This is a genomic window from Streptomyces pseudoechinosporeus (genome assembly GCF_054783935.1).
Map to the genome: position 1 here is coordinate 94,441 of NZ_BAAGPS010000080.1, position 26,008 is coordinate 120,448.

At 69.7% G+C, this 26,008-nt stretch carries 26 protein-coding genes; 15 read left to right on the forward strand and 11 right to left on the reverse strand.

All coding sequences use genetic code 11. The features are described from left to right. The first annotated feature begins 1 nt into the window (after position 1). Positions 2 to 889, forward strand: coding sequence for an SMP-30/gluconolactonase/LRE family protein (locus tag ACYVO6_RS44055; protein WP_461071686.1), 888 nt, complete (start codon positions 2 to 4; stop codon positions 887 to 889). A 69-nt stretch (positions 890 to 958) separates the two neighbouring features. On the opposite strand, the gene ACYVO6_RS44060 is transcribed toward ACYVO6_RS44055, so the two are convergent. The 6 genes from ACYVO6_RS44060 to ACYVO6_RS44085 form a co-directional block, all read right to left on the reverse strand. Next, the gene (locus ACYVO6_RS44060; protein ID WP_461071688.1) at positions 959 to 1,990 is read right to left on the reverse strand and encodes a Gfo/Idh/MocA family protein; all 1,032 of its coding nucleotides are present in this window, start codon (positions 1,988 to 1,990) and stop codon (positions 959 to 961) included. Between the two features lie 134 nt (positions 1,991 to 2,124). After that, positions 2,125 to 3,489: a GH1 family beta-glucosidase gene (locus tag ACYVO6_RS44065; RefSeq protein WP_461071690.1), complete on the reverse strand. Its 1,365-nt coding sequence runs from the start codon at positions 3,487 to 3,489 to the stop codon at positions 2,125 to 2,127. A gap of 58 nt (positions 3,490 to 3,547) precedes the next feature. Beyond that, positions 3,548 to 4,384 (reverse strand): ABC transporter ATP-binding protein, encoded by an 837-nt coding sequence (locus ACYVO6_RS44070; RefSeq protein ID WP_461071692.1) that lies wholly within the window; start codon positions 4,382 to 4,384, stop codon positions 3,548 to 3,550. Then, on the reverse strand, positions 4,381 to 6,141 hold the full coding sequence (locus tag ACYVO6_RS44075; RefSeq protein WP_461071693.1) for a dipeptide/oligopeptide/nickel ABC transporter permease/ATP-binding protein: 1,761 nt from the start codon (positions 6,139 to 6,141) through the stop codon (positions 4,381 to 4,383). Before ACYVO6_RS44075 ends, ACYVO6_RS44070 begins: the two co-directional genes overlap by 4 nt. Continuing rightward, positions 6,138 to 7,079, reverse strand: a complete 942-nt coding sequence (locus ACYVO6_RS44080; RefSeq protein WP_461071694.1) for an ABC transporter permease — start codon at positions 7,077 to 7,079, stop codon at positions 6,138 to 6,140. Before ACYVO6_RS44080 ends, ACYVO6_RS44075 begins: the two co-directional genes overlap by 4 nt. A gap of 11 nt (positions 7,080 to 7,090) precedes the next feature. Beyond that, entirely contained in the window at positions 7,091 to 8,644 is a 1,554-nt protein-coding gene (locus ACYVO6_RS44085) for an ABC transporter substrate-binding protein (RefSeq protein WP_461071695.1), read from the reverse strand. A gap of 588 nt (positions 8,645 to 9,232) precedes the next feature. Here ACYVO6_RS44085 and ACYVO6_RS44090 point away from each other — a divergent pair. Beyond that, positions 9,233 to 10,234, forward strand: coding sequence for a LacI family DNA-binding transcriptional regulator (locus tag ACYVO6_RS44090; RefSeq protein ID WP_461071697.1), 1,002 nt, complete (start codon positions 9,233 to 9,235; stop codon positions 10,232 to 10,234). Between the two features lie 211 nt (positions 10,235 to 10,445). Beyond that, complete coding sequence (locus ACYVO6_RS44095) at positions 10,446 to 11,366, forward strand: alpha/beta hydrolase fold domain-containing protein (protein WP_461071699.1); 921 nt, start codon at positions 10,446 to 10,448, stop codon at positions 11,364 to 11,366. Positions 11,367 to 11,484: 118 nt separating this feature from the next. Here ACYVO6_RS44095 and ACYVO6_RS44100 read toward each other — a convergent pair whose 3' ends face one another. Genes ACYVO6_RS44100 through ACYVO6_RS44115 form a run of 4 tightly spaced genes read right to left on the reverse strand, consistent with a single transcriptional unit; the run spans position 11,485 to position 15,591 of the window. Beyond that, positions 11,485 to 13,755, reverse strand: a complete 2,271-nt coding sequence (locus tag ACYVO6_RS44100) for a glycoside hydrolase family 3 C-terminal domain-containing protein (protein WP_461071701.1) — start codon at positions 13,753 to 13,755, stop codon at positions 11,485 to 11,487. After that, positions 13,719 to 14,666 carry an alpha-L-rhamnosidase N-terminal domain-containing protein gene (locus ACYVO6_RS44105; RefSeq protein ID WP_461071703.1) on the reverse strand — a complete coding sequence of 316 codons (948 nt, stop codon included), beginning with the start codon at positions 14,664 to 14,666 and terminating at the stop codon, positions 13,719 to 13,721. Before ACYVO6_RS44105 ends, ACYVO6_RS44100 begins: the two co-directional genes overlap by 37 nt. Then, entirely contained in the window at positions 14,663 to 15,439 is a 777-nt protein-coding gene (locus ACYVO6_RS44110) for an alpha/beta hydrolase (RefSeq protein WP_461071705.1), read from the reverse strand. Before ACYVO6_RS44110 ends, ACYVO6_RS44105 begins: the two co-directional genes overlap by 4 nt. Continuing rightward, the gene (locus ACYVO6_RS44115) at positions 15,436 to 15,591 is read right to left on the reverse strand and encodes a hypothetical protein (protein WP_461071707.1); all 156 of its coding nucleotides are present in this window, start codon (positions 15,589 to 15,591) and stop codon (positions 15,436 to 15,438) included. The genes ACYVO6_RS44110 and ACYVO6_RS44115 overlap by 4 nt, the downstream gene beginning before the upstream one ends. 189 nt (positions 15,592 to 15,780) lie before the next feature. On the opposite strand from ACYVO6_RS44115, the gene ACYVO6_RS44120 reads away from it, so the two are divergent. The 8 genes from ACYVO6_RS44120 to ACYVO6_RS44155 all read left to right on the forward strand — a co-directional run bounded on the left by ACYVO6_RS44120 (position 15,781) and on the right by ACYVO6_RS44155 (position 22,148). Then, positions 15,781 to 16,788, forward strand: a complete 1,008-nt coding sequence (locus ACYVO6_RS44120) for a LacI family DNA-binding transcriptional regulator (RefSeq protein WP_461071709.1) — start codon at positions 15,781 to 15,783, stop codon at positions 16,786 to 16,788. Positions 16,789 to 16,996: 208 nt separating this feature from the next. Next, positions 16,997 to 17,965, forward strand: coding sequence for an alpha/beta hydrolase (locus ACYVO6_RS44125; protein ID WP_461071711.1), 969 nt, complete (start codon positions 16,997 to 16,999; stop codon positions 17,963 to 17,965). Between the two features lie 156 nt (positions 17,966 to 18,121). Next, a complete protein-coding gene (locus tag ACYVO6_RS44130) occupies positions 18,122 to 18,616 on the forward strand; it encodes a MarR family winged helix-turn-helix transcriptional regulator (protein ID WP_461071713.1) in 495 nt (164 codons plus the stop codon). A 152-nt stretch (positions 18,617 to 18,768) separates the two neighbouring features. Further along, positions 18,769 to 19,386, forward strand: coding sequence for a DsbA family protein (locus ACYVO6_RS44135; protein ID WP_461071715.1), 618 nt, complete (start codon positions 18,769 to 18,771; stop codon positions 19,384 to 19,386). A gap of 37 nt (positions 19,387 to 19,423) precedes the next feature. Beyond that, a complete protein-coding gene (locus ACYVO6_RS44140) occupies positions 19,424 to 20,230 on the forward strand; it encodes an MBL fold metallo-hydrolase (protein ID WP_461071717.1) in 807 nt (268 codons plus the stop codon). 2 nt (positions 20,231 to 20,232) lie between these two features. Further along, on the forward strand, positions 20,233 to 20,643 hold the full coding sequence (locus tag ACYVO6_RS44145) for a nuclear transport factor 2 family protein (RefSeq protein ID WP_461071719.1): 411 nt from the start codon (positions 20,233 to 20,235) through the stop codon (positions 20,641 to 20,643). Positions 20,644 to 20,775: 132 nt separating this feature from the next. Further along, positions 20,776 to 20,943, forward strand: a complete 168-nt coding sequence (locus ACYVO6_RS44150) for a hypothetical protein (RefSeq protein WP_461071721.1) — start codon at positions 20,776 to 20,778, stop codon at positions 20,941 to 20,943. A 65-nt stretch (positions 20,944 to 21,008) separates the two neighbouring features. Further along, a complete protein-coding gene (locus ACYVO6_RS44155; protein WP_461071723.1) occupies positions 21,009 to 22,148 on the forward strand; it encodes an ABC transporter substrate-binding protein in 1,140 nt (379 codons plus the stop codon). Positions 22,149 to 22,378: 230 nt separating this feature from the next. Here the strand turns inward: ACYVO6_RS44155 and ACYVO6_RS44160 are convergent, their stop codons facing one another. Beyond that, positions 22,379 to 23,092, reverse strand: coding sequence for a TetR/AcrR family transcriptional regulator (locus ACYVO6_RS44160; RefSeq protein ID WP_461071725.1), 714 nt, complete (start codon positions 23,090 to 23,092; stop codon positions 22,379 to 22,381). A gap of 100 nt (positions 23,093 to 23,192) precedes the next feature. Here ACYVO6_RS44160 and ACYVO6_RS44165 point away from each other — a divergent pair, with 100 nt between their 5' ends. The 4 genes from ACYVO6_RS44165 (at position 23,193) to ACYVO6_RS44180 (ending at position 25,997) form a co-directional block, all read left to right on the forward strand. After that, a complete protein-coding gene (locus ACYVO6_RS44165) occupies positions 23,193 to 24,131 on the forward strand; it encodes an NADP-dependent oxidoreductase (protein ID WP_461071727.1) in 939 nt (312 codons plus the stop codon). 44 nt (positions 24,132 to 24,175) lie between these two features. Beyond that, positions 24,176 to 24,856 carry an SDR family NAD(P)-dependent oxidoreductase gene (locus ACYVO6_RS44170; protein WP_461071729.1) on the forward strand — a complete coding sequence of 227 codons (681 nt, stop codon included), beginning with the start codon at positions 24,176 to 24,178 and terminating at the stop codon, positions 24,854 to 24,856. 78 nt (positions 24,857 to 24,934) lie between these two features. Then, positions 24,935 to 25,306: a DoxX family protein gene (locus tag ACYVO6_RS44175; protein ID WP_461071731.1), complete on the forward strand. Its 372-nt coding sequence runs from the start codon at positions 24,935 to 24,937 to the stop codon at positions 25,304 to 25,306. 52 nt (positions 25,307 to 25,358) lie between these two features. Beyond that, positions 25,359 to 25,997 carry an NAD(P)-dependent oxidoreductase gene (locus ACYVO6_RS44180; RefSeq protein WP_461071733.1) on the forward strand — a complete coding sequence of 213 codons (639 nt, stop codon included), beginning with the start codon at positions 25,359 to 25,361 and terminating at the stop codon, positions 25,995 to 25,997. Positions 25,998 to 26,008: the final 11 nt, after the last annotated feature.

The window sequence follows — 26,008 nt, forward strand, 5'->3', positions numbered from 1 at the left end:
CGTGACATCAACGGCAGCGCCCGCGACAGTCGTCGTGGACGGAGGGTACGAACTCGCCGAGGGAGGTCGCTGGGTCGACGGCCGGTACGTGTACGTCGACATCCTCAGCGGGCGGCTCTTCGAACTGCGCGGCGGTACCGGACCGGCGGCTGTGCGCCAACTGGTCGGGCTCGACGTGCCGTTGGGTGCCGTCGCGCCGGTGGGCGACCGCCCGGGCGCGTGGATCGCCGCCGCTGGGACCGGGATTGCGCTGCTCACCGTCGACGGCAAACTCGAATGGCTGGACCGCCCCGAGGACGGCACCCCGGTTCCCATCCGGATGAACGACGGCGTCGCGGACCCCGTCGGCCGCTTCTGGGCCGGCAGCATGGCCTACGACGCCACCCCCGGCGCGGGCTCGCTCTACCGCACGGACCCCGACGGCACCGTGGTACGCGTCCTCGACGGCCTGACCATCGCCAACGGCCCGGCGTTCACCACCGACGGCACGACCATGTACGTCGCCGACACAGCCGTCGGAACCATCCTCCGCTGCCGCATCGACCCGCTCTCGGGCGACCTCTCCGGCGGCCCGGAGACCTTCGCCCAACTGCGGGACGGCGAAGGAAGCCCCGACGGAATGACCGTCGACGAAGAGGGCTGTCTCTGGGTCGCGATGTGGGGCGCCGGCGCGGTCCGCCGGTACCACCCGGACGGACGCCTGCTCCACACCCTGACCGTGCCCGCTCCCCACCCCACGTCGGTGTGTCTGCACCCCAGCGACAACCGCCTGTTCATCACCACGGCCCGGCACGGGGTGAAGAATCCGACTGCGGCCTCCGGCGCGGTGCTGAGCGTTCCCGTACCGGTCAGAGGAACGGCAGCCTGCTCCTGGCGGGGCCTGCGCTGACGTGCGCGAGGACGTCACGGGCATCGCGGTGAGGGAGGCCGCCGTCGGCGGCACTCTGCGGTCAAGCTGTCAAGGCAGGCGCACCACCCGGCCGTTGCGGGCACTGGACCGCGCGGCGTCCAGGACGGTGGCGGTGGCCACCGCGTCCCAGGGGTCGACGGGAACAGGTCCCTCACCGTGGACCGCGGCGGCGAAGGCTGTATAGAACAAGTCCCATCTGCCGCGGCTCGAGATGACGGGCTCGGCGGTGTCTCCGCGCCGCACCCGGCCCCAGAGGTGTTCGGGCACGGCACCCCAGCTTTCGCCCTCGGATTGCGGGGTCGCACCGGTCATCAGCGCGCGGTCCTGGCTGTCTCTGTGGTCGATGACGAAGGTGCCCGTGGTCCCGGTCACGCGCAGGCTGGGTCCTGGCGCACCCTGCCGCCCACTGCCCCACAGGTGGGACTGCACCCCGTTGCGGTGGGTCAGGGCCACAAAGACGTCGTCGTCGAGTCCGTCCTCGTCCTCGCGGTGGTGCATCTCCGCGTACACCCGCTCCACCGGGCCGGACAGCACCAGGGCCTGGTCGACCAGGTGGCTGCCGAAGTCGAGAAGGGTGCCACCGCCTGCGGCAGGAGGACCTGCCTCGGGCCGGAAGATCTCGAACCGGGACTCGTAGCGGAGCACGGTCCCGATTCCGCCGCTGTCGAGCAGCGTCCGCAGGGTGAGGAAGTCGGAGTCCCACCGGCGGTTCTGGTACACCGTCAGCGGACCGCCTTGCTTCTCCGCGAGCTCGACGGTCGCACGTGCCGAGGCCGCGTCGAGTGCGAATGGCTTGTCGCAGACGACAGCCAGGCCCAGTTCCAGCGCCTGCTGCACCAAAGTCACGTGCGTGGCCGCGGGAGTAGAGACGACGACCGCCTCGGCGCCGGCGCGGGCTAGGGCCTCCAGCGAGCCGAAGGTCGGCCGACTCGTGTCCTGGGCGACCTGGGCTCGGCGCTCCGGGGAATTGGTGACCACGCCCAGGAACTCGTATTCCGGGGCGGCAGCGAGCAGCGGGGCGTGGAAGACACGGCCGCCGAAGCCGTAGCCGATCAGTCCAATGCGTACGGGGGTGGCCAAGGGAACTCCTCTGCGTTCTTCGGCGGGGCAACCTTGCTCCCGGTGAGGTTTACCCAGCTGCCCAGGTCACCCCGGGCACTGGTGGGATCTTACGAAGGACCGTCCCCGACCCACGTTTGGAAGGTAGGACAAGCTCAGACGTCCAGTTCGCGGCGCGCGATGACGTCGCGGTACCACTCGAAGGAGGCCTTGGGTTTGCGTTCGAGGGTGTCGGGGTCGACGTGGACGATGCCGAAGCGCTTGCTGAAGCCCGCGGACCATTCGTAGTTGTCCAGGAGCGACCAGAGGTAGTAGCCGCGTACGTCGGCGCCTTCGTCGATCGCACGTGCGGTCCACTCCAGGAAGCCGCGGGCGTAGCGGATGCGCTCCTGGTCGTCGAACGGGTCGGCGCCTTCGGCGTCGACCGTGCCGTTCTCGGTGATGTACACCGGTCCCGTCCAGCCGTATTCGTCGTGGACCAGGTTGATGGCGTCGTAGACGGCTTTCGGGTAGAACTCCATGCCGTTGTCGAGGAAGTTCCCGCCCGGGTGCGTCTCGCGATTGACCTCCCACCACTTCGCGCCCTCGTCCTTGGCGCTGGCGACGACCCTGGAGTACACGTTCAGACCGAGGAAGTCGACCGGCGAGGCGATCAGCTCCAGGTCGCCGTCGCGGACCTCGGGCATGGTGCCCTCGCGGGTGAGGCGTTCGACATTGCGCTCGCTGTACCCCTTCTTCAGGAGCGGATCGAGGAAGAACCGGAAGGAGTCGTCCTCGTTCCGCGCCGCGAAGGCGGCGTCGGCGGGGTCGTCGGTGGCGGGGTGCTGCTTCCAGATGTCCACGACGATTCCGATCTCGGATCCGGGTGTGCCGAGTTTCCTGAAGGCACGGACGGCCTCGCCATGCGCGAGCAGCGCGTTGTGCATGGCCTGCTTGCCCAGCCGTGCGTCCTCGTGGCCGGGCGCGAACATACCCATGCCGTACCCCACCCAGATCGCGATGGGCTCGTTGAGCGTCGCCCAGCGGGGCACCCGGTCGCCGAACTCCTCGAACGCCAGGGCGGCGTAGTCACGGAACCACTGGGCGACGTCACGGTTGGCCCAGCCGCCGCGGTCCTCCAGCGCCTGGGGCAGATCCCAGTGGTACAGCGTGACGTTGGGGGAGATCCCGGCCGCGTCCAGTTCGTCGAGGAGGCGGTGGTAGAAGTCGATGCCAGCGCGGTTCACGGCACCGGTTCCCTCGGGGAGCAGCCGGGGCCAGCTCAGCGAGAACCGGTAGGAGTCGACGCCGAGGTCGCGCATCAGGGCGACGTCCTCGCGGAACCGGTGGTAGTGGTCGACCGTGACGTCGCCCGGGATGTCCAGGTGCACCTTGCCCGGGGTGTGTCCGAAGGTGTCCCAGATCGAGGGGCCTTTCCCGTCCTCGTCCCAGGCGCCCTCGATCTGGAAGGCACTGGTGGCGGTACCGAACACGAAGTCCCTGGGGAACACGATCCGGCCTTCGGCAGGGGGGTTGCTCATCGCTGCGGTCTCCTGTGCGTGGGCTTCGGCCGGCGTCATGACGCCGTCGCGGGCGAGCTCATGAGGTTGCATGCAGCTCAAGTCGCTTCTGTCGGCGGCTGCGTTGCAGGACGGGGTTCGGCACGGGGGCGGCCGCCACCAGGCGCTGGGTGTACTCGTGTTGTGGCTGGTCGCATACGTCGGTGCTGCGTCCTTCTTCGACGATGTGTCCGTGTTGCAGCACCAGGGTGTGTGCCGCGAACTCCTTGACGACGGCGAGGTCGTGGGTGATGAACAGGTACGCGCACCCCAGCGATTGCTGGAGTTCGGCGAGCAGGTCGAGAGCAGCGGCCTGGGTGGTGACGTCGAGGGCGCTGGTCGGCTCGTCGCAGATGATGACCTTGGGTTGCCGGGCGACCGCCCGGGCGATGGCGATGCGCTGGCGCTGACCTCCGCTGAACTGGGCCGGATAGCGGTCGGCTGCGTCCTCCGGCAGGCCGACGCGGCGCAGCAGATCGGTGATGTGAGCGCGGACTTCGCGAGGTGATCGGGTCGAGCCGGCGAGCAGGGGCTCGGCCAGCGTCCGGCCCACGGGCAGCGCCGGGTTGAGCGACCCATACGGATTCTGGAAGATCGCCTGGAGGTCGGGGGCCAGTGCGCGCCGGGCACGGCCGGTGAGACGGGTGATGTCCCGCCCGTCGAGCAGCACGCGCCCGCCGCTGACCGGCGTCAGTCCCAGCACCGCCCTGCCGATGGTGGTCTTGCCCGAGCCGGACTCGCCCACGAGCGCGACCGTCTCGGCGCGCCCGACCTCGAACGACACGTCCTCGATGACCGTGGTCGGGGGCTTGCGGAAGCCACGGGACGGGTAGCGGACCGCAAGGCCGTCAAGCTGGAGTACGGGTGTGCCGGTCACGCGACCCTCCCTTCGGTACGAGCGATGCTGGGTGTGCTCTCGATGAGCTTCTTCGTGTACGGGTGCTGCGGCCTGTAGAAGATGTCCTCGACCGAGCCCTCTTCCACGATCCGGCCCTGCTCCATCACGATCGCCCGGTCGCAGCTGTCGGCCACCACGCCCAGGTCGTGGGTGATCAGGATGATCGCCATGCCGCGTTCGTCGCGCAGCGACCGCAGCAGGTCCAGGATTCCCGCCTGCACCGTGACGTCCAGTGCCGTGGTGGGCTCGTCGGCGATCAGCACCTTCGGTGACCCGGCCAGCGCCATGGCGATGGCGACGCGCTGGAGCATGCCGCCGGACAGCTCGTGCGGGTGCCGGCGCGCGATGTCGTCCGGGTCACGCAGGTGGACGCTGCTCAGCAGCTCGCGGACTCGTTGTCCGACGGCGTCCTTCCCGCCCGGCACGGCACCGGTACGCCGGACGACCTCGGACAGTTGGGAGCCGATGGTGAAGTTCGGGTCGAGTGCCACCATGGGTTCCTGTGACACCAGGGCTATCTCGCGGCCGCGGATGCGCTGCAGATCCCGCTCCGGCAGGCCGCTGATCCGTCTGCCGGCCAGCCAGGCCGAGCCACCCGTCACCGTCCCGTTGGGAGCGAGCAGCCCGAGCAGGGACAGGCCCGTCACCGTCTTGCCGCTGCCGGACTCGCCCACGAGACCGAAGATCTCACCGGTGTTCACCGTGAAGCTGACGGAGTCGACGACGGTGCGTGGGCCCTGGGGGGTGGCGAAGGCGATCGAGTAGTCGCGCATGGCGAGCACACCCGCGTCCGGGGGTGTGTCCGACGCTTCGGCGGTGTCCTTGGCGACCGTCACGGGGACCGGCCGCTGAGACCGGCTGCCGGTCCCTTGTCTCCGTTCCTGAGTGACGTCGCGCAGCCCGTCGCCGAGCAGGCCGAAGGAGATGGACATGAGGCCGATCAGACCGCCGGAGATGAGCAGCAGGTAGGGGTTCTGCTCGATGACCTGCGAGGCCTCTCCGACCATGCCGCCCCAGCTGGGGGCGGGCGGCGGGGTGGCCAGGCCGAGGAAGCCGAGGCCGGTCTGCACCATGAGGGCGATGCCCGAGAAGAGGCACATCTGGACGAGCAGCAGCCCCACCAGGCCGGGGAAGATGTGCCGTGCCATGATTCGCGCCGGGTTGAGCCCGGACACTCTGGCGGCGTCCACGAACAGTTCCTCCCGCAGTGCGATGCACGAGCTGCGGATGATCCGTGCGAGGCCCGCGGCGGAGAGGACGCCGAGCGTGAGCATGGCGGCGACGTTGCTCTGGCTGAAGATCGCCAGGACGGCGAGCATGATGATGACCGCGGGAACCGAGAGCATGACGTCCATCACGGCCACGATGACCCGGTCGGTCCAGCCCCGTAGATAGCCGGCGAGGATGCCGAGTGACATGCCCAGGACGATGTAGACGCTCACGGCGACACCCACCCCCAGCAGGGCCGGCCGGCCGCCGTAGAGCAACCGGCTCAGCACGTCGCGGCCGAGGTCGTCGGTGCCCAGCGGGTGGCTGGCCGACGGACCGCCGCGCGCGTGGAGCAGGTCCTGCGCCAACGGCGGGTGCGGTGCCAGAAGGGGGGCGAGGATCACGGCGACGGTGACCGCCAGGACCACGGCGAGCGCTGCCGCGGTGAGAGGACGGCGCCAGATACCGGCGAAGGGGTTGGTCCACTTCCGCGATGGCACGCTCACGGGCGGATCTGCAGCGGTCATGCCACACGCACCTTCGGATTCAGGAGGCTGTAGAGAACATCGACGAGAAGGTTGATCACGATCACCAGCATCGTGAAGGTGATGGCAACGCCCTGCACGACCGGCAGATCGTGCTGGTTGGTCGCGTCGACAACCGTCGTCCCGAGCCCGGGCAGGGTGAAGATGTTCTCGACGAGGATCGTGCCGGGGATGTACGCGATCATCGTGAGGCCGACCGCGGTCGCCACCGGCAGCCCGCAACTGCGCAGGGCGTACTTCCAGACGATGGATGCGGGCCGGACGCCGGAGGCTCGCAACGTTCTGATGTGGTCGAGGCCCAGGGTGGACAGCATCGCGTCGCGGGTGATCTTGGAGATCAGGGCGACACCCCCGATCGAGAGAGCGATCATGGGCAGCACGAGGCCGGCCGCCCATTGCCCCGGTGACTGGGCGAACGGGGTGTACCCGGTGGCCGGGAAGATCGGGAACTTGACGGCGAACAGGGATACGAGCATCAGCGCGAGCCAGAAGTTGGGCAGGGCGCTGCCCAGCAGGGACACAATGTCGAACAGTCGGCGGCTGAACCGGCCACGCGTCGCGCTGTACACCCCGAGCAGGACGCCGACCAGGGTCGACAGCACGGTGGCCCCGATCACCAGGGTCAGCGTGACCGGCAGGCGTTGCCCGATCGTCCCCAGCACGGATTCGCCGGTGAACAGCGAGCTGCCGAAGTCGCCGTGCAGGATGTCGCGCAGGTAGAGCCAGTACTGCTCGACGAACGGCTTGTCGAGATGGAGCGCGGCCCTCAGCGCGTCGTACTGCTCCGGCGTCGCGTTGATACCCAGGATCGTTCGTGCCGGGTCACCCGGCACGAACGACTCCAGGAGCGAGGTGATCGCTGAGACGATCACAAGGAGCGGGATGGACAGCGCCAGCCTGCGGAGAATGATGGGAAACATCACGGTCCTCGTCAGCCGGTGGTCCACATGGTGTTCGAGGTCAGCTGGGCGCCGCCCTCCGGGAACTGCACCCCGTGCAGCTTGCTGTTGTGCATGACGATCGTGTCGGTACCGGACACCGGCAGGGCGAGCGCCTTCCGCACGATCACATCGGTGAGATCCTTCGCCGCCGCGCCGCTGGACTGCGGGTCCGCCTTGGCGAGCTTGGCGTACGCGGCATCGAAGTCCGGGTCGGCCACGCCGAAGAGGTTCATGAGGCCCGTCTTGGTGAACGGCGCCTGCTGTGCGTAGAAGTTGGTGTCGCCACCCGAGCCCGGCGAGAGCACGGTGGCCGCGTACTTCTTCGTCAGCAGGTCGTTGATCCAGCCACCGAAGTTCGCGGCGGCCTTCAGCTTGAGGGTCACACCCACCTTGCCGAGCTGGTCCTGCACGGCCTGGACCATCTTGGTCGTCGAGGGGTCGAACGACCCGTAGTTCACCGGGATGGTCAGTCCCTTCTCGTATCCCGCAGCCTTCAGCAACTTCTTGGCCTTGGCCGGGTCGTAGGGGTACATCTTCTCGGCCGCGGGGCTGTAGCCGTCGTAACCGGGCATCGCGGGCTGAGAGACCGGTGCGCCGAAGTCGCCGTAGACCGCCTTCGTGATGGCGGCACGGTCGATGGCGTGGTTCAGCGCCTGCCGGACCCGCTCATCGCCCAGTCCCTTGACGACGGTGCCCTCGCGGTCCATGAGGAACAGACCCGCCCAGGTGGTGGGCTTCTTGACCGTGGTGATCGACTTGTCGCCGGCGAGCGTCGGCGCCACGTCCGGAGTGCCGAACATGAGGTCGATCTGCCCGGACTTCAGGGCCTGCGCCTGCGAGTTGACGTTCGGCATCACCCGGACAGTGATCTTCTTGAAGTGGACGGCGGACTGGTCGTAGAAGTTCTTGTTCGGCACGTAGACGTAGTGATCACCGGAGACCGACTCCTTGGCGCTGTACACGTACGGCCCGGCGCCGAAGGTCGCGGAGGCCAGCTTCTTCGGGTTCTTCAGCCCCGCCGGGCTGATGATGGCGCCGCCCAGGAACGCGGGGGTGAACAGCGCCCCCATGTCCGGGTTCGGCGTCGGGCTGCTGATCACCACGGTCGAAGTGTCCGGCGTGGAGAAGGTCAGGGGACGGAACCAGGCGCCTCCGGGTCCGCTGCCCTTCTGGAAGTACTTGATCGAGTTGACTACGTCGGTGGCGGTGATCGGCGTGCCGTCGGCGAACTTCACGCCCTTGCGCAGGTGGAGCTCGAACTTGGTGTTCCCTTCGCCGACGTAGCCCCACTTGTCGGCCAGCCCGGCCCCCAGGGTGCCGTCGGCCTTGCGGGTCAGCAGCGTCGCGTAGGCGGGATCCATGTAGTTGAGGAAGGGCCCGACGGCGATCTGGGCGGGGTCCAGGCTGTTGGGCGCCGAGGACAGGGCGATGGTCAGGTTCGCCGGGCCGGCGTTGCCGCCGCTGGTCTCTCCTCCGCCGCAGGCGGCGAGCGTGAGCGATACCACGACGCCGATCGAGGCCTGGAGTGCGGTTCTTCTCTTCATTGAGGGTCTCCGATTAAGGGGCCGGAAAAATCGAGGGAGGAGCGGGTCACACGGCTTGCGGAGGGCCACCGAGGCGGACGGCCTGGAGGGGGGATTTGCGAGTGTTCAGGAAAGGGCTCAGCGGAGGAAGCCGCTGAAACGGAGGGTGATGCTGATCCGGTGACCGGGCGGAAACGGGGTGAGCGGTCACACCGAGCCGGACCGGTATTTGTACGCCTGACCGGGGCGACAGGTGAAGGCGGCAGAGGAGTGGTCGGAATTCGCCGTGGCCATGAGTGCCCGGGCACTCGCCCGAGCGGTGCCGATCGGCTGTCGCGGTCGACCTGCCGTCGGGTTGTCGTGGCATCCAGCGGATCATTGTCGGACGGAGCGGGCCCACGTACGTGGAGGATCACTCCGTCCCGTGGGGCCCGCAGGCCGTCTGTTTCAATGTCGGCGATCGGATGAGTCAGCGTCTCATCGCGCAACCTCGCATCATCGCTACTTGGAGTAGCTATAACGTGTCGCTAACACGTTATAGTGAGTGGGTGTCCGTAAATTAACCGTGTCTCCTGCGTTGCGCAAGAGGTTCGTGGAAGGTGGTCGTCGATGGCACCGCGAAGCGGGAGAGTGACGAGTGCGGACGTGGCCCGTGAGGCCGGAGTCTCGCGGGCCACGGTGAGCTTCGTGCTCAACAACACACAGCATCAGAAGATCACCGAAGCGACACGGCAGCGGGTGCTGACAGCGGCCGAAAAGCTCGGCTACGCCCCGTCGGCCGCGGCGCGAACCCTCCGATACGGGCGTTCCGACGTGGTGCTCGGCCTGCTGCCCGACTGGCCCCTCGGCTACGCGGCCGGGCAACTCGTCCAGGAGCTCACGCTTGCGTTCGCGAAGCACAATCTCGCCTTCGTCGTCCATTCCGGCATCCGGGGCGCTCGCTCGCTGAGCGAGATCTGGAAAGCCATCACGCCGGCCGCCGTGCTGTCCTTCGAACCGTTCTCCGATTCCGATGCGACGGCGATGCGGGCCGCGGGCATCGAGGTGATCGTCGCCCTGTACGACGACAAGGGCTTCGGATCGGACGAGAACATCACCAGTGCGAACGCGGTCGGTGCCGCACAGGCCCGCCATCTGGCCGCCTCGCACCGGCGACTGGGATACGCGTACCCCGACGACGAGCGGGTCGCCGTCTTCGCCGGGCCGCGCGCCGACGGCGTCCGCAAAGTCTGTGCCGAGCTGGGACTGCCCGAACCCGACGTCCGGACCGTCCCGCTGACAGCGGACGCTGCCGCCGACGCCGTCCGGTCCTGGCTCGCCGCCGACCCCCAAGTGACTGGCATCTGCGCGTTCAACGACGACGTGGCCATGAGCGTGCTGGCCGGTCTGCGCCGCCTCGGCCTCGAAGCCCCCCGGGACATGGCGGTGATCGGCGTCGACGACAGCCCTGCCGCAGCGGTGTCCTACCCACCCCTGACCAGCGTCGTCCAGGACCTCCCCGGTATCGCCGAGCTGTACGCGAACGCGGTGAGGGCCGCGCTCGACGGCGCACCGGCCACCAGCAACCAGGTGGAGCCACGCATCCGGCTCGAGGTCCGCGAGTCGGCGTGACGGCCTGAGCCGTCATGGCCGAGGCCCGCCGCAGATATCGCCGGCGATCCGTCCGCTGTCGGCCACCGCGCGGCTTCGGCGTACCCGCAGGCACGCCCTCGGAGGGGGTGCCCCCAGCCGGGCTGAAATGCCGGACGGGCCGGAAGCGACCGACCCGCACGCCGTCATCACCACTGCTGCCCCTGTCCAGACGTCACGGAAGGCGGCCCTCATGCCCCTCGACCCTTATCTCGCCGAGCGACTGCATCTCCTCGCCGGCATCACGTTCGCCGATCTCGCCGACCCGGACGCTCTGTCGCGGTTCCTGGAGTTCGCGCAGGATCCGACGGAATGGGCACAGCCCGACGTCGTGGTCGAGAACCGCGATATCGCCGGTCCTCATGGCCCGGTGCCGGTGCGGACGTACACTCCGAGGCGCCCCGGCTCGGCGGCCGTCCTGTGGGCGCACGGCGGCGGCTTCCTCGGCGGCGACCTCGACATGCCCGAAGCACACGTCGTCGCGGCCGAACTGGCGGCGCGGGCCGAGGCGGTGGTGGTCTCCGTCGACTACCGGCTGGCCACGGATGAGGTCCACTACCCGGTTCCGCTGGACGACGTGTGCGCCGCCTGGCGGTGGCTCAGGACCGAACTGGCCGCCGACGCCGACCTTGTCGCCCTCGGCGGGGCGAGCGCGGGCGCGGCCCTGGCGCTCGCCACAGCCCTCCGGGACCGCGACGAGGCACTGCAGCCGGCCGATCTCCTCCTGCTCGCCTACCCGTTCGCGCACTTCCCCGTCCCTGCTCTGGACAACGTCACGGCCGCCGAAATGACGGCACTCCCACCGACGATGCGATTCTCGGCGACCGACATCGAGTTCATGGTGCAGAACTACGTCGGGCGGCTCACCGATCTCCCGCGCGACGCACTGCCCGGCGCGGCTCCGCTGCATGGCCTCCCGCCGGCTCACCTGCTCATCTCCGAATACGACGACCTCCGGCCGTCGGCCGAACTCCTGGCGCGGCAGCTGACCGCATCGCAGGTCAAGGTCAGCACCTACCTGGCCGCCGGTATGCCGCACGGTCACCTCAACCGGACCCCGGCTCTCACCGAGGTGGACCGATCACTCGACTTCTTCGCCGACGCCCTGCGGTGAAGCGGCGCGCTGCTGCTGACGGCGATCGGAGGGGAGTCAATTCGGAGCGGCCCGCTGTGTGTCAGGGCACAGCGGGTCGCGGTCGGTGAGGCCGGCCACCACGAACGGGAGCAGGGGATCAGGTACCGGCAGCCTCCGGGTGCGCCTCGCTCATCTTCATGAGCCGCTCCAGCACCTCGTCCGGAATCGGTCGGGGGAGGAACCCGAGGAACTGGCGCAGCGCCATGGACGACAGGATGAGCAGTGCGTCAGGGTTCCCTTCCGCATCCGCATCGGTTTGTTCCTGGGGATGCTCGGACGTCATCGCCTCCCTCAGGGCAGGGCCGACGGTCGGGTGGCCGAACCACTCGCTGACGGTGGAGTCGAGGGTGAGCGGCCGCAGCAGGTTGTCACCCGCCAGGCCGAGGTCGGCGGTGGCCACGACGTCGTGGGCGTTGTCGGCGAGTTGCACCTGGTACTGCCCGGCGGCGACGGTCCAGTCGTCGCGGGTGATGTCCCAGTAGGCGAAGGCGCGGCGGTCGAGGTCGATCTCGACGGTGGTGCTCTCGCCCGGGGCGAGGGCCACCTTGGCGAAGCCGCGCAGTTCCCGTGCCGGGCTGCTGACGGGGCGCTCGGGCGCGGCGACGTAAACCTGCACCACGTGTTTGCCGAAGCGGTCGCCGGTGTTGGTGACCGTGACACTGGCGGTGGCGGTGTCCGGGCCGGTGGGGGTGACACGGAAGCCGGTCTGTTCGAAGGAGGTATAGCTCAGGCCGTGGCCGAACGGGTGGCGGACGGCGACGCCGGCGGTCTCGTAGTAGCGGTAGCCGACCATGACGCCCTCGCCGTACCGCACGTGCCCCTGTTCGCCGGGGAAGTTCAGGAAGGACGGGGTGTCGCCCAGCCGGATCGGGATGGTCTCGGCGAGCCGCCCTGACGGATTGACCCGGCCAGTCAGCACGTCGGCGATCGCGCCGCCGCCCGCCTGGCCGGGCAGCCACGCCTCCAGTACGGCGTCCACCTCGTCGTGCCGGCCCTCCAGGCTCACCACGCCACCGTTGAGGAGCACGACGACCGTACGTCGGGCCACCTGGGCCACGGCTCGAACCAACTCCAGCTGATCGGCGGGCAGTTGGAGGTGCTCGCGATCGAAACCCTCGGACTCGTCGGCCTCGCGCAGGCCGATCAGGAGTACGGCGGTGTCTGTTCGGCCCGCGAGTGCGACGGCCTCCTCGCGGAGCTGCCCGGCGTCCGCATGCCCCTTGGTGTCATGGCCTTGCGCGAAGTCGACCTGGGCGTCGGGCAGCAGGGCACGCAGCTCCTCCAGGGGGCTGTCGACGCGGGTCGCGTTGACGTGGGAGCTGCCGCCGCCTTGGTAGCGCAGGGCCGCGGCGAACTCGCCGATGACGGCGATACGGCCGGTCGGAGCGAGGGGCAGGGTCCGCTCGTCGTTCTTCAACAGCACCAGGCAGTCGGCGGCGACCTCGCGGGCCAGCCGGTGGTGCGCGTCGAAGTCCACGGTCACGGGGTCTGCCTGGGCGTGGACCCCTTCGGCCAGACCGGTCAGCCGGGCGATGGCGGTGTCGACGACGGTCTCGTCCAGTTCTCCGGAGCGGACCGCGGCGGCGACCTCGGCGTCGGTGGGGCGATGGGTGCCGGGCATTTCCAGGTCGGTGCCGGCGAGCAGCGCGGCGACGCGGTTGTTGACGGCGCCCCAGTCGGAGACCACCAGGCCGTCGAAGCCCCATTCCTCGCGGAGCACCTGGGTGAGCAGCCACCGGCTCTCGGAGGCATAGGTGCCGTTGACCTTGTTGTAGGCGCACATGACGGTCGCCGGGCGGGCCTGGACCACGATCCGCTCGAACGCCGGGAGGTAGATCTCACGCAGGGTGCGCTCGTCGACGTCGGCGCTGACCCGCATCCGTTCGGTCTCCTGGTTGTTGGCCGCGAAGTGCTTGACCGACGCGCCCACACCCTGGCTCTGCACGCCGGCCACATGTGCCGCACCCAGTACGCCGCTGAGCAACGGGTCCTCGGAGAAGTACTCGAAGTTGCGGCCGCACAGGGGCGAGCGCTTGATGTTGACGCCGGGGCCCAGCAGTACGTCCACACCGAGCGCCCGGGCCTCGCGGCCGAGCGCCTCTCCCACCCGGCCGATCAGTTCCGGGTCCCAGCCGGCGGCCAGCGCGACCGCGGGCGGGAAACAGGTCGCCGGATAACTGTCGTAGAGGCCGAGGTTGTCGGCGTCCTCGCGCTGGCGCCGGACGCCGTGCGGACCGTCGCTCAGTACGAGTGAGGGAATTCCCGCCCGTTCGGCGGGCTTGGTGTTCCACATGTCCCGGCCCGAGAGCAGTGTGGTCTTCTCGTCGAGGCTCAGCTCGGCTGCGCCGTGATCGTGGCTGATCGCCATGGTGCGGTTCCTTGGGTGACGGTGGAGTTCAGGGACTGGTGCCGGGGCGCAGGATCAGGTGGTGGCTTCCAGATCCGAGCCGGCTGGTGGCCTGTGTGGAGTGCCAGCCCTCGGGTGGCAGGAACCGTCCGGTGATGCCAGGTGGCAGTACGGCGTCCACCGTGAGGGTGCCGCCGCTGATCGACCAGGCGACGGATGCCGTTCCGTACGGAGCGGTTCTTGTGCCAGGTGAGGTGGCCGCGGTACCAGCCGTCACCGACCGCGGCAGAGATGGCGTTGTGGCCGGGGGCGAGCAGGCCGGTGACGTCGTAGGTGGCGTAGAGCAGCCGGTTGGGGTAGCTGGTCCAGCCCGGTTCCAGCAGTTCGTCGGAGACGGGACGGCCGTTGACCGCGGTGCAGTGGACGCCCAGTGAGGTCACGTACAGGCGCGCGGATACCGGCTCCGCCGGGAGGTGGAACTCCCGGCGGAGCAGCGGCACGGGGCCGGGGGAGGTACGGCCCCGGTCACTGGGGACATGGACGGGACGGGCCGTCCAGTCCTCGTCGTCGAGCAGCGCGGCCTCCACGCGGGCGGGTTCGCTCCATTCCGTCCATCCGAGGTCGGTGCGGACACGGACGCGCCAGTACCGGACCTCGCGGCTGCGCAGCGGAGGCGCCGGCCACGGGTGGTCGGTCACCAGGTCGGACTCGACCTCTCCGCTGGGCGCCGCGTCGCTGAAGGACCGGTCGGCTGACACCTGGATCTCGTAGGCGTGCTGCAGGACGCCCGGTCTTGCGCTCGCCAGCGACCACGACAGACGGGGTTCAGGAGACGGGGTGGCCACGAGACCGGAGTCGTCCGCGGTGTGCAGCCCGATGACCGTCGTTGTGGCATCCGTCTCGCGGAGTGCCTCGATGCTCGACGTGTTCATAGTTGGAGGTGCCTTCGGAGGAATCGCAGCGTGGACTGGTGCAGCGTGGTGCGGTGGGGGACGGTTCCCCAGGCGTGGTCCGCGCCTTCGACGATCTCGAGGTGCGCGTTGCCGTCGTAGTGGTCCAGGTAGCGGCGCACGTACTCCAGGGGCCCGATGTCGTCTTTGTCGCCGTGCAGGATGTGGACCGGGCCGGTGTACGCGCCGGACCGCCCGTAGACGTCGAGACCGGCGATGTCCTCGACGAGAGCGGGGCTCATCCGGTGCCCGTCGGCGTCGAAGTAGCCCTTCTCCTCGATCTCCGCCGCCAGGCTGCGGCCCTTGAGATGGCCGCTGCCGATCTCGGAGGGGGCGACGGCGGCCGGAGACCACAGACACAGCGCGCTGATCCCGGGCTCCTCGGCGGCCACGATGCCGGCGACCACGCCGCCCATGCTCATACCGACCAGGCCGATACGGTCGGGGGCGACGAAGTCGAGGGTCCGGACCGTTTGCAGGACCGCGCGGGTCTCGGCGATCTCGCCCGCGATGGTCACGTCGAAGAAGTCGCCGTCGCTCTCACCGTGGCCCGACAGGTCGAACCGGACCGAGGCGATGCCGTTGGCTTCCAGCAGCCGGGACATGGCGACGAAGTTCGGCAGTTCGAGACGGTTGGAGGTGAAGCCGTGGACGAACACCGCGGTGGGCCAGCGGGTTCCGGGTGGCCCTTCGGGGATGTGCAGCGTGGAGCGCAGCGTCAGGCCGTTGTGCTGGAGGTCGTGCGAGCGGATCACAGAGTGGCCTTTCCGGTCGTCTGCGGGGCGGCGTAGTAACCGCCGATCGCGATTCCCGACGTCACCAGGGCCGCGGCGTCCAGGTAGGAGGCCATGCCGGCGAGGACCGCGGTCTTCCAGGGGTTGCTGGCGGTGGTTTTCAGGTCAGGCATGGGTCCTCTTCGTTGAATACCGGGGAGGGGGACGGTGGGGGACCTGAGAAGGCGGCGCCCGGCCGGCGCCAGCGGCTCTCGAAACGGAGAGTTACTGAATCGCGCCACTTAAACGTGTAGGTTGACTGAGTGCGTAAGCTAGCCCGCAGTCGTGGGCTTTGACAAGAGGTCTGTCAGAGGGTGGGATGCATGACCGGGACGTCCAGCGGCAGGCGGGTGACCAGCGCGGACGTCGCGCGAGAGGCCGGAGTCTCGCGCGCGACGGTGAGCTATGTCCTCAACGACACCCCGCACCAGAAGATCGCCGACGCGACGCGCCGTCGGGTGTGGGAGGCGGCCGCCCGGCTCGGCTATTCGCCGTCGGCCGCGGCGCGCACGCTGCGGACGGGGCGTTCGAACGTCGTGCTCGGCCTGCTGCCCAACTGGCCGATCGAGCATGTCCTGGGACGCCTCATCCAGCAGCTGACCAGTGCCTTCGCCGAACACGAGCTCACCTTCCTGGTGCACTCGTCGGCTCCCCCCGCCCGACCATTGCGGGAGATCTGGAAGGCGGTGACGCCTGCGGCGGTGCTGGCCCTGGAGGAGTTCCCCGAGTCCGAGGCCGACGCCATGCGGGCGGTGGGCATCGAGGTCGTCATGGCGGTGCACGGCTCGGTGCGGGGAGAACCTCGGCCGCCCTTGGTGTCCGAGGAACCGATCGGCGCCGTGCAGGCCCGCCACCTCGTCGACAAGCACAGCCGGCTCGGTTATGCCTGTCCGGATCTGACAAGACTCGGCGCCCTGGCCCGGTCGCGCCTGGACGGCGTCCGCAAGATCTGCGCCGAACTCGGCCTTCCGGAGCCGGACGCCCGAACCGTGCCTCTGGAGCCGAGCGGTGCCGCCGAAGCCGTGAAGGCATGGCTCGCCGCCGACCCACCGGTTACCGGTATCTGCGCGTTCAATGACGAGATCGCGATGGCCGTGCTGGCCGCCCTGCGGTCCCTCGGGCTGCGCGCCCCACAGGACCTCGCCGTGGTCGGCGTCGACGACATCCCGGGCGCGGCTCTGGCCCAGCCACCGCTGACCTCGGTCGTCCGCGACACCGACGCCATCGCGCGGGGTCTGGCCCGCCGTATCGTCGACACCCTGGACGGGAAGGAGGTTCCCGCCGGCCCCATCCAGGATCCGCTTCGGGTCCAGGTCCGGGAATCCGCCTGATCGGCTCACCGGCCGTGTGTCACGGGTGCTTCAGGTGTGGTCTGCCCAGCGGTACACCGCAGCGCTGCCCGATCCCCATCCCATCCCTGTTCGCCTTGGTGGGCACCGTGCTCCGCTTGCGGCCGGCGCTCGACGAACAGATCTCCCCAGCGGCACGGTTCCGTGAAGCCGCCTCGCTTTCATCTGCTCCATCTGCAAGGAGGTTCCGATGACCATGCCCCCTCCGCCCTTCGACCCGGAGCTGGCCGCCGCACTCGTGGAACTCGGCGACCAGGCGCCGACCACGGCCACCCCGGACGACATCCCCGCGGCGCGAGAGCGGATCAACGACCTGCTCGCCCTCATGACGGACGACGAACTGAGCCGCGGAGGACTCTTCGAGGTACAGGAGCGGTCGGTGCCCGGCCCGCCGGGCGCACCGGACGTGTCGCTGCTGATCTGCCGCCCCACCGACGCGCCGGACCTACGCCCGATCGTCTACTTCACGCACCCCGGCGGCATGGTCGTGGGCACCAACCGGCTGGGACTCCCACTCGACTGGGCCGAGGAACTGGGCCTGGTGGTGGTGTCCGTGGAGTACCGGTTCGCCCCGGAGCACCCGTACCCGGCCCCGGTGGAGGACTGCTACGCCGGACTGCTGTGGACGGCGGAACACGCCAAGGAGATCGGTGGCGACCCGGACCGCATCATCCTGGCAGGGGGCAGCGCGGGCGGCGGGCTCGCTGCGGCGCTCGCACTTCTCGCACGCGACCGCCAAGGGCCGCGCGCCATCGGCCAGCTGCTCATGTGCCCCATGCTCGACGACCGTAACGACACACCCTCCGCCCACCAGATGGCCGGCCTGGGCGTATGGGACCGCACCGCCAACGAAACCGGCTGGAACGCGCTGCTGGGTGAGGCACGCGGCACCGACGACGTCTCGCCCTATGCCGCCCCGGCCCGCGCCGACGACCTCTCCGGCCTGCCCCCGGCCTTCGTCGACGTCGGCTCCGCGGAGACCTTCCGCGACGAGGACGTCACCTACGCCTCCCGGATCTGGCAGGCGGGCGGGAGCGCCGAACTCCACGTATGGCCGGGCGGCTGTCACGGGTTCGACGGTCTCGTGCCGCAGGCCGCGCTGTCCGTGGATGCCCGCACCGCCCGCCTGCGCTGGCTGCACCGCCTGCTGGGCGAATGATGGGGGAGGGGCGTCGCGAAGTTCGTTGTGTCCAGACCGTTGGACACGGTGAGCTCGCTGGTCAGCCCGAACGATGAGGCTGCTGCCGCCGCTCGACTGGTCGAGCCGAGATGATCGGTACGGTGGTACCGGGACGACGAGAGGGGCGGCGCGGCCGTGGGCGAGGAAGCGGAGATCAGGACTGCGCAGGAGGCCGCCGACCATGCGCTCATCCTGGCGTTCGGACGGCTGCAGGGGGCGGCCAACCGGCTGGAGTACATCCTCGGCCGGGCGCTCGAGGTGGAGTGCGGCATCAGCCATCTGGTCTTCGAGGTGCTGCTGATCCTCGGGCGGGCGGGCGAGCCGGGGCTCTCGATGCGGGCCATCGCCCAGGAGCAGGTCCTGACCACCGGCGGCGCCACCCGGCTGGTGGATCGCATGGAGACAGCGGGTCTCGTGACGCGCGCGGAATCCCCCGACGACCGGCGCGGGAAGCTCGTGCGGCTGACCCCGCTGGGCGAGGAGACGGTCGTACGCGCGTCTCTGGTGCACCTGGAGAACATCAAGCGGTACTTCGTGGAGCCGCTCCCCGCGGCGGACCGCGAGCGGTTCGCCGAGGATCTCCGGATCCTCAGTCATACGGCTCGGGATGTGCTGCCCCGGCTGCCCTGACCTGCGGACCGGCGGCAGTGTTGATCTCATGGCGTTGGCCGCGCGGGTGTGTTCCAGTTCACACGAGTCAAGAAATATCTGACGCGTCAGCTACTGTTGTGTCAGGTGAATCGCTCGCAACCGGCGGGCGCGCATCCCTGCCGAGGTCCTCGATGAAGCTCGTCTACGTCTTCGACGCCTACTGCGGCTGGTCGCACGGGTTCTCCGGCACCCTGCGCGAGGTCGTCGCCCGCCACCCCGGGCTGCCGGTCGAGGTGATCTCCGGCGGTCTGTTCACCGGGCCGCGCCGGGTGCCGATCCGCGAGTTCGGCTACGTCCAGGGCGCGAACGCCCAGATCGCCGAGCTGACCGGCGCCGAGTTCGGGGAGGCGTACGAGCGGCTGATCGCCGACGGCTCGTTCGTGATGGACTCCGAGGCCGCCGCCCGCGGTGTCGCGGCCCTGCGCCAGGCTGCCCCCGACCGGGCGCCGGAACTCGCCGTGGCCCTCCAGCACGCCTTCTACGTCGACGGCCTCAGCCTGTCGGAGGCGGCCACCTACCGCGCGGTCGCCCAGGCGGCCGGGCTCGACGCCGACTCCGTGGTCTCCGCCTTCCAGGGCCCCGAGGCGCCGTACACGGCAGCGGACGACTTCCACCGCGCGGCCGAACTGGGCGTCACCGGCTTCCCCACCTTGCTGGCGATGGACGGCAATGCCATCACTCCCCTGGCCCATGGCCACGCCACCGCCGACAAGGTCGACCAGCGGCTCGCGGCCCTGGCTACCGCCTGACTTCCTTCTTCTACCCCACCCCTCAAGGAGGCTCCCCATGAGCACGCTCGACTTCAAGGTCCTCGACCTGGACTTCCCTGCCGGCAGCAAGAACAAGACCGCCACCCTCGTCACCGGCGAGAACGAAGCCCTGCTGGTGGACGCCGGCTTCACCCGCGCCGACGGCCACCGGCTGGCCGCCGAGATCCTCGACTCGGGCAAGACGCTGACCACCGTCTTCGTCAGCCACGGCGACCCCGACTTCTACTTCGGCGCAGAGGTCCTCGCCGACGCCTTCCCCGAAGCCGTCTTCGTCGCCACCCCGATCGTCATCGAGCACATCCAGCACTCCTACGAGGGCAAGCTCAAGGCGTGGGCCGCGCTCGGCCCGAACCTCCCCACCCGCCTGGTCGACCTCCAGCCGCTGACCGGCGACCTCACCCTTGAGGGCCGCCGCTTCGAGCTCAAGGGCGGCTCGGCCGGACTGCCTGACCGCCACTACCTGTGGCAGGCCGATCAGCGCGCGCTCCTCGGCGGCGTCCTGCTCTTCCAGCAGGAGCACGTCTGGGTCGCCGACACTCCCACCCCCGGCGACCGTGCCGCATGGATCGACCTGCTCGACGAAATGGCCGCTCTGCAGCCCGAGTTGGTCGTCCCCGGCCACCGCCTGCCCGGCACGGCGGCCGACGCCTCCGCCATCACCGCCACCCGCGACTACCTCCTCGCCTTCGAGGAGGAACTCGGCAAGGCCGCCGACGGCGCCGCACTGACCGAGGCGCTCGTCGAACGCTACCCCGACAACGGCATGCTGATCGCCGCCCAGATCGGTGCCAAGGTCGCCAAGGGCGAGATGAAGTGGGGCTGACCATGACCGAGTTCGCCGCGTCCATCGCCCCCGCCGACGTCGTACGCCGTCAGTACCTGGCCTCCGCCGCCGGTGACCTGGAGGCCCTGCGCGCCACCCTCGCCCCCGACGTGGAGTGGACCGAGATGGCCGGTTTCCCGCTCGCGGGCACCTACCGCACTCCCGACGGCGTCACCTCCCACGTCATGGAGCAACTCGCCAAGGAGTGGGACGGCTGGGCCGCCCACGACGACACCTATGTCGTCGACGGCGAGAACGTCGTCGTCCTGGCCCGCTACACGGCCGTCAACAAGGCCACCGGCAAGCCGCTCGCCGTCCGCGTCGCCCATCACTTCGTCGTACGCGGTGGGCTCATCGTGCGCTTCGAGCAGTTCGTCGACACCGCGCTCGTGCGCGAGGCGATGAGCGCCTAGACATCCCACCCGCACCACCGCACGGCAAGAGATTCCCCGTGTCCGCTGCCGAACGACTGAACTGGCAGGGTGTAGGCGTCTTTACGCAGACGCCCGGCGCCGCCCCCCACTCGCCTTCCTCTCACCTACATCGTGGCCACCGAGGATCCGGCTCTGCCGTCGGCCGTCCAGGAGGAGTGGGCCGCCCGGGTCGCGCACAGCGTCCGTATCCCCTCGGGGCACTCACCGCATCTGTCCCATCCCGACCAGGTAGCAACTGTCCTGGCCGAAGCCGCTGTTCGGTCCGCCCGAGCCGCGTAGCACCCCCGGGCGCCGCTGTACCGGTGCCTTTTTCTTCCTCTCGCTCAGAAAGGTCTTTCCCCCACATGACCAACCTCCCCAGTCGACGCCGCCTGCTCGCCACCGGAGCGGGTGCCGCTCTCGGCCTCGGCGCGTTAGCCGCCACCGCCTCGCCCGCCGCGGCGTCCCCCGGCCTCGGTTCAACAGGAGGAGCCGAGGAAACCAGGACGCTCGACGAGCTGTACCAGGCGGCTCTCGCCGAGGGCGGCAAGCTCGTCATCTACGCCGGCGGCGATGTCTCGACGCAGGCGGACGGCCTCCGAAGCGGCTTCAAGAGTCGCTTCCCGGACATCGACCTGACGGTCGTCGTCGACTACAGCAAGTTCCACGACGTCCGCGTGGACAACCAGTTCGCCACCGACACGCTCGTGCCCGACGTCGTACAGCTGCAGACCGTGCAGGACTTCGTGCGCTGGAAGCAGCAGGGCCGCCTGCTCGCCTACAAGCCGGCCGGCTACTCCAAGGTGTACGCCCCCTTCAAGGACCCGCACGGAGCCTGGGTCGCCGTCATGGTGAGCTCCTTCAGCTACATGTACAGTCCGGCGGCGGTCGGTTCGGACGCACCGCGCAGCCCACTGGACCTCGTCGACGCCAAGTGGAAGGGGCAGATAGCCTCTTCCTACCCGCACGACGACGACGCGTCCCTCTACCTCTACACGCTCTACGTGGAGAAGTACGGCTGGGACTGGCTGGCCCGACTGGCCGCCCAGGACGTGCAGTTCGCTCGTGGCAGCTACACCCCCAGAGACGCCGTCACCAGTGGGCAGAAGGCGATCGGCATCGGCGCCTCCGGCGCGCCCCTGGCCACCGGGCCCGTCAAGTGGGTGATCCCCGACGCGGCGACGCCGTTCATGGCCTGGGGGCAGCGGGCCGCGATCCTGAAGCAGGCCAAGCACCCGACCGCGGCCAAGCTCTACCTCAACTGGCAGCTGTCTACCGAGCAGCAGCAGGCCGCCTTCAACGGCTGGTCGGTCCGCACCGACGTCACCCCGCCGACGGGTCTGAAGCCCGTCTGGCAGTACCCCAACGGCAACCTCGACGGCTTCCCCCGCTTCATGGCCGACCGCGCCGCGGTCGAGCGCTGGAAGCAGACCTTCGCCCTGTACTTCGGCGAGGTCAAGGGCGACCCGTCGCCGGGCCGGCTCGGGCTGCACCCGGGAGCCTGATTCGAATTTCGGCAGTATCTGGACCTCGGCCGTCCTCCCAGCAGGGGGACGGCCTTGCCCAGAAAGGTACTTGCCGCATAGTCGCGGAGTGTCGGTTCCGTCGTTGCCATCGGTCGATTGCCCGTGCTATTCACCGAGCGCCGCGTACCTGGACTCGGCGGGGCTTGCCGGACGGGCCGGAACCCTTCCAGGTGAATCGGCGTGATCTTCCGCCACGGCGCGAACGCGTACTACGGGCCAAGGTCGCCACCCGAGGCGGTACCCGGGCCGGTTCGTGAGAGGCGGACCATGGCGCGGTAGAGAGCAGTGGGCCTGGGGGCGTCGGGCAGCGCGGGGATCGGTGCGTCGGGGGCGGCGTAGGAGCGGAGGATGTGGCCGACGAGGCGGCGCCAGGTGTCGGGGGCGTCATCGCCGGCGGCGGCGATGACGCCGGCGTTGGCCATTTGCAGGATGACGAGGTCCTCGGGGACGAAGTCCTCGCGGAGGTGTCCGCTGTTCTTGGCGCGGGCGATGAGTTCGAGGAATCCGTTGTACGACTCGGTGCGGCGGGCCTCCAGGGCCTTGGCGGTGGGGAAGGTCATGGTCAGGACGTCGGCGAAGCCACGGTCGGCGGCCTGCATGGCGCAGACGGCGTGGATGTAGCCGGTGAAGCCGTGCCAGGGGTCGGGGTCGGCGAGTGCCTCGGCGACGGCGTCGGCGTAGGCGTCCATGCGGTCGGCGAAGACCGCGTTGATCAGTTCCTCCCGGGTGGCGAAGCGGCGGCTGAGCGTGGCTTTGCCGACGCCTGCCTCGCGGGCGACGGAGGCCATGGAGACGCCGAGCCCTTCGGTGGCGTAGAGGCGGCGGGCGGCGGTCAGGATGCGGTCGCGGTTGCGTTCGGCGTCGGCGCGCAGGCCCGTGCCGGGTTGTTGGCCCGGTGTCTGGTCGGAAGGTGGCGAGGTCATGCGCCCACTCTACATAAGTGGAACAGTCGGGCCGGTTTCGGTGTACGGTGAGCGGCAGTGGAAGTGGGCCGCTCGGCCCACTTAATCGAAGGGTATTGCCATGCGCGCTGTCACGCTCGAATCCGTCCCGTCGGCCCCGGCCGTGGCCGAGGGGGACACTCCTCGCCCTCAGGCCGGGGAATTGCTGGTCAAGGTGGCGGCCGCCTCGCTGAACGGCTTCGACATCGCCGTCGCGGCCGGCTACATGCAAGGGATGATGGAGCACCGGTTCCCCATGGTGCTCGGCCAGGACTTCGCGGGCACCGTCGAGGCGCTCGGCGAGGGCGTGGAGGGCTTCGCGGTCGGTGACGCGGTCTTCGGTGTCGCGCTGAAGCCGTTCCTGGGCGCCGGATCGCTGGCCGAGTACGTCACCGTGTCCGCCGGACACGGAGTCGCCCGCATCCCCGCGGGCCTGAAGGTGGGGGATGCGGGCGCGCTGGGCGTGGCCGGGGCCGCCGCCCTGGTGAGCCTGGATGCGGTGGCCCTGGGCGAGGGCGAGACGGTGCTGATCTCCGGGGCCTCCGGCGGGGTGGGTTCCCTGGCGGTGCAGCTCGCCGCCGCCCGCGGCGCGAAGGTGATCGCGACCGCCCGCCCCGGCGCGCAGACCGACTTCGTCACCGGCCTGACCGACGCGGAGGTGCACGTCGTCGACTTCACCGGTGACCTTCAGGCGCAGGTCCGCGCGATCGCCCCGGACGGCGTGGACGCGGTGCTGCACCTGGCGGGCGACGGTGCCCAGCTGGCCGCTCTGCTGCGGCCGGGCGGTCGGCTCGCCTCGACCATTGGCCTGGGCCAGGACGACGTCAAGGGGCAGGACGTCACCGTCCACACGATCATGGCCAACCCGGACGCCCGGGTCCTGACCTCCCTGGCCGAGCAGGTCGCCTCCGGTGCGCTGCGGGTGCCGGTGACCGCCACCTACCCGCTGGAGCAGGCCCCCGAGGCGTTCTCCGCGTTCGGCGCCGGCACCCCGGGCAAGATCGCCGTTTCCTGCTCCTGACCCACGTCCATTCCTGACTGACGTCCGACGGAAGAGAGACCACCGTGCCCGCCCTTGCCCTCGTCGGTGCCGGCCCCGGTATGGGCCTGGCCATCGCCCGCACCTTCGGCAGCCGCGGCTTCGACGTCGCCCTGATCTCCCGCACCAAGGAGAAGCTTCAGACCCTGGTCGGCCAGCTCGGCCAGGAAGGCATCACCGCCGAGGCGTTCACCGCCGACGTCCTGGACCGGCCCTCCCTGACCGCCGCCCTGGACGCCGTGAAGGCCCGCTTCGGCGGCATCGACGTACTGGAGTACTCACCGGCCCCGCACTCCCCGGTGCCCGGTCACGCCCTGGCCACTCCTTCGGAGGTCACGGTGGACAATCTGCAGCCGCAGATCGAGTACCTCTTCTACGGCGCCATCACGGCGGCCCAGGCGGTCCTGCCCGCGATGCGCGAGGCGGGCGCCGGGACCCTGCTGTTCACCACCGGCGGCGGTTCGGTGGATCCCATTCCCATGCTCGGCAACGTCAACGCGGCCTCGGCAGCCCTGCGCAACTGGGTCATCAACCTGGACAAGGAGCTGGCCGGCAGCGGTGTGCACGCCGCGCACGTGGCGATCAGCGTCTGGATCGGCGGGGGCGGTCCGGAAGGTATCCCGACGGCCACGCCCGAGCAGATCGCGCCTCTGTACTGGGACCTGCACGAAAACCGTGACCGCTCCGAGGCCGTCTTCAACGCCTGACCGGCCGGCCCACCCCGCTCCCGGGAGGGGGCGTCTGCCCCCTCCCTACCCCGTCCCCCTCTGCCAAGGAATCCGTACGTGAACGTCTTCTTGTGGATGGTGCAGGCCGTGCTGGCCGCCATGTTCGCCATGGCCGGGGTCATGAAGTCCACCCAGCCCAAGGACAAGCTGGTCGGCCAGCTGCCCTGGACCGCCGACTTCTCCCAGGGCACCGTCCGCTTCATCGGCATCGTGGAGTTCGCCGCCGCGCTCGGCCTGATCCTTCCCGCTGCGACTGACATCGCCCCCGTGCTGACCCCGCTGGCCGCGACCGGCCTGGTCGTGGTGATGGTGCTGGCCGCGATCACCCACGCCCGCCGCAAGGAACCCGGCGCGATCGCCTTCAACGCCGTCCTGCTGACCCTGGCCGCCCTGGTGGCCTGGGGCCGCTTCGGCCCGTACAGCTTCTGACCCCTCCTTCTGATCCCCGCCTTCCGACCGCCACCGCGAGGAACCATCCCTGATGCGTGTCACCGTCTTCGGCGCGACCGGCGGCATCGGCCGCCTCGTCGTCCAGCAACTCCTGGACGCCGGCCACCAGGTCACCGCCCTGGTCCGCACCCCGGCCAAGCTCGCCCTCACCCACTCCCACCTCACGGTCGTCACCGGGCAGCTGTCCGACCGCGATGCCGTCGAGCAGGCCGTCAGCGGCGCCGACGCGGTGATCAGCACGCTCGGCCCCTCCCTGAAACGGTCCACCACCGGCACCCAGGTGACCGACGGAACCCGCACCATCGTGCAGGCCATGGAGGCGCAGCAGGTCACCCGCTTCATCGGCCTGGCCACGCCCTCACTGGCCGACCCCTGCGACAAGCCGCACTGGAAACACAAGGTGCTGCCCGTCGTGGCCGGGCTGATGTTCCCCAACGCGCTGGCCGAACTGAAGGGCATGACCGCGGCCGTCACCGACTCCGGTCTCGACTACACCATCGCCCGCATCACCAACCCCACCGACAAGCCCGCCACCGGCCGCATCCGCTCCGGGTTCCTCGGCCACGACAAGGTCGGCTCCGCCATGAGCCGCGCCGACATCGCCGCTTTCCTCGTCTCCCAGCTCACCGACACCCGCTACCGGCGGGCCCTGCCCGCCATCAGCAACTGAGGCCAGGAGAC

What these genes read in the sequence shown, in the direction of transcription:
- ACYVO6_RS44065 (WP_461071690.1), bottom strand. Translation starts at nt 3,489, where the DNA reads ATGAGCAACCCCCCTGCCGAAGGCCGGATCGTGTTCCCCAGGGACTTC.
- ACYVO6_RS44075 (WP_461071693.1), bottom strand. Translation starts at nt 6,141, where the DNA reads ATGACCGCTGCAGATCCGCCCGTGAGCGTGCCATCGCGGAAGTGGACC.
- ACYVO6_RS44080 (WP_461071694.1), bottom strand. Translation starts at nt 7,079, where the DNA reads ATGTTTCCCATCATTCTCCGCAGGCTGGCGCTGTCCATCCCGCTCCTT.
- ACYVO6_RS44085 (WP_461071695.1), bottom strand. Translation starts at nt 8,644, where the DNA reads ATGAAGAGAAGAACCGCACTCCAGGCCTCGATCGGCGTCGTGGTATCG.
- ACYVO6_RS44090 (WP_461071697.1), top strand. Translation starts at nt 9,233, where the DNA reads ATGGCACCGCGAAGCGGGAGAGTGACGAGTGCGGACGTGGCCCGTGAG.
- ACYVO6_RS44095 (WP_461071699.1), top strand. Translation starts at nt 10,446, where the DNA reads ATGCCCCTCGACCCTTATCTCGCCGAGCGACTGCATCTCCTCGCCGGC.
- ACYVO6_RS44100 (WP_461071701.1), bottom strand. Translation starts at nt 13,755, where the DNA reads ATGGCGATCAGCCACGATCACGGCGCAGCCGAGCTGAGCCTCGACGAG.
- ACYVO6_RS44105 (WP_461071703.1), bottom strand. Translation starts at nt 14,666, where the DNA reads ATGAACACGTCGAGCATCGAGGCACTCCGCGAGACGGATGCCACAACG.
- ACYVO6_RS44115 (WP_461071707.1), bottom strand. Translation starts at nt 15,591, where the DNA reads ATGCCTGACCTGAAAACCACCGCCAGCAACCCCTGGAAGACCGCGGTC.
- ACYVO6_RS44120 (WP_461071709.1), top strand. Translation starts at nt 15,781, where the DNA reads ATGACCGGGACGTCCAGCGGCAGGCGGGTGACCAGCGCGGACGTCGCG.
- ACYVO6_RS44125 (WP_461071711.1), top strand. Translation starts at nt 16,997, where the DNA reads ATGACCATGCCCCCTCCGCCCTTCGACCCGGAGCTGGCCGCCGCACTC.
- ACYVO6_RS44135 (WP_461071715.1), top strand. Translation starts at nt 18,769, where the DNA reads ATGAAGCTCGTCTACGTCTTCGACGCCTACTGCGGCTGGTCGCACGGG.
- ACYVO6_RS44140 (WP_461071717.1), top strand. Translation starts at nt 19,424, where the DNA reads ATGAGCACGCTCGACTTCAAGGTCCTCGACCTGGACTTCCCTGCCGGC.
- ACYVO6_RS44145 (WP_461071719.1), top strand. Translation starts at nt 20,233, where the DNA reads ATGACCGAGTTCGCCGCGTCCATCGCCCCCGCCGACGTCGTACGCCGT.
- ACYVO6_RS44155 (WP_461071723.1), top strand. Translation starts at nt 21,009, where the DNA reads ATGACCAACCTCCCCAGTCGACGCCGCCTGCTCGCCACCGGAGCGGGT.
- ACYVO6_RS44160 (WP_461071725.1), bottom strand. Translation starts at nt 23,092, where the DNA reads ATGACCTCGCCACCTTCCGACCAGACACCGGGCCAACAACCCGGCACG.
- ACYVO6_RS44165 (WP_461071727.1), top strand. Translation starts at nt 23,193, where the DNA reads ATGCGCGCTGTCACGCTCGAATCCGTCCCGTCGGCCCCGGCCGTGGCC.
- ACYVO6_RS44180 (WP_461071733.1), top strand. Translation starts at nt 25,359, where the DNA reads ATGCGTGTCACCGTCTTCGGCGCGACCGGCGGCATCGGCCGCCTCGTC.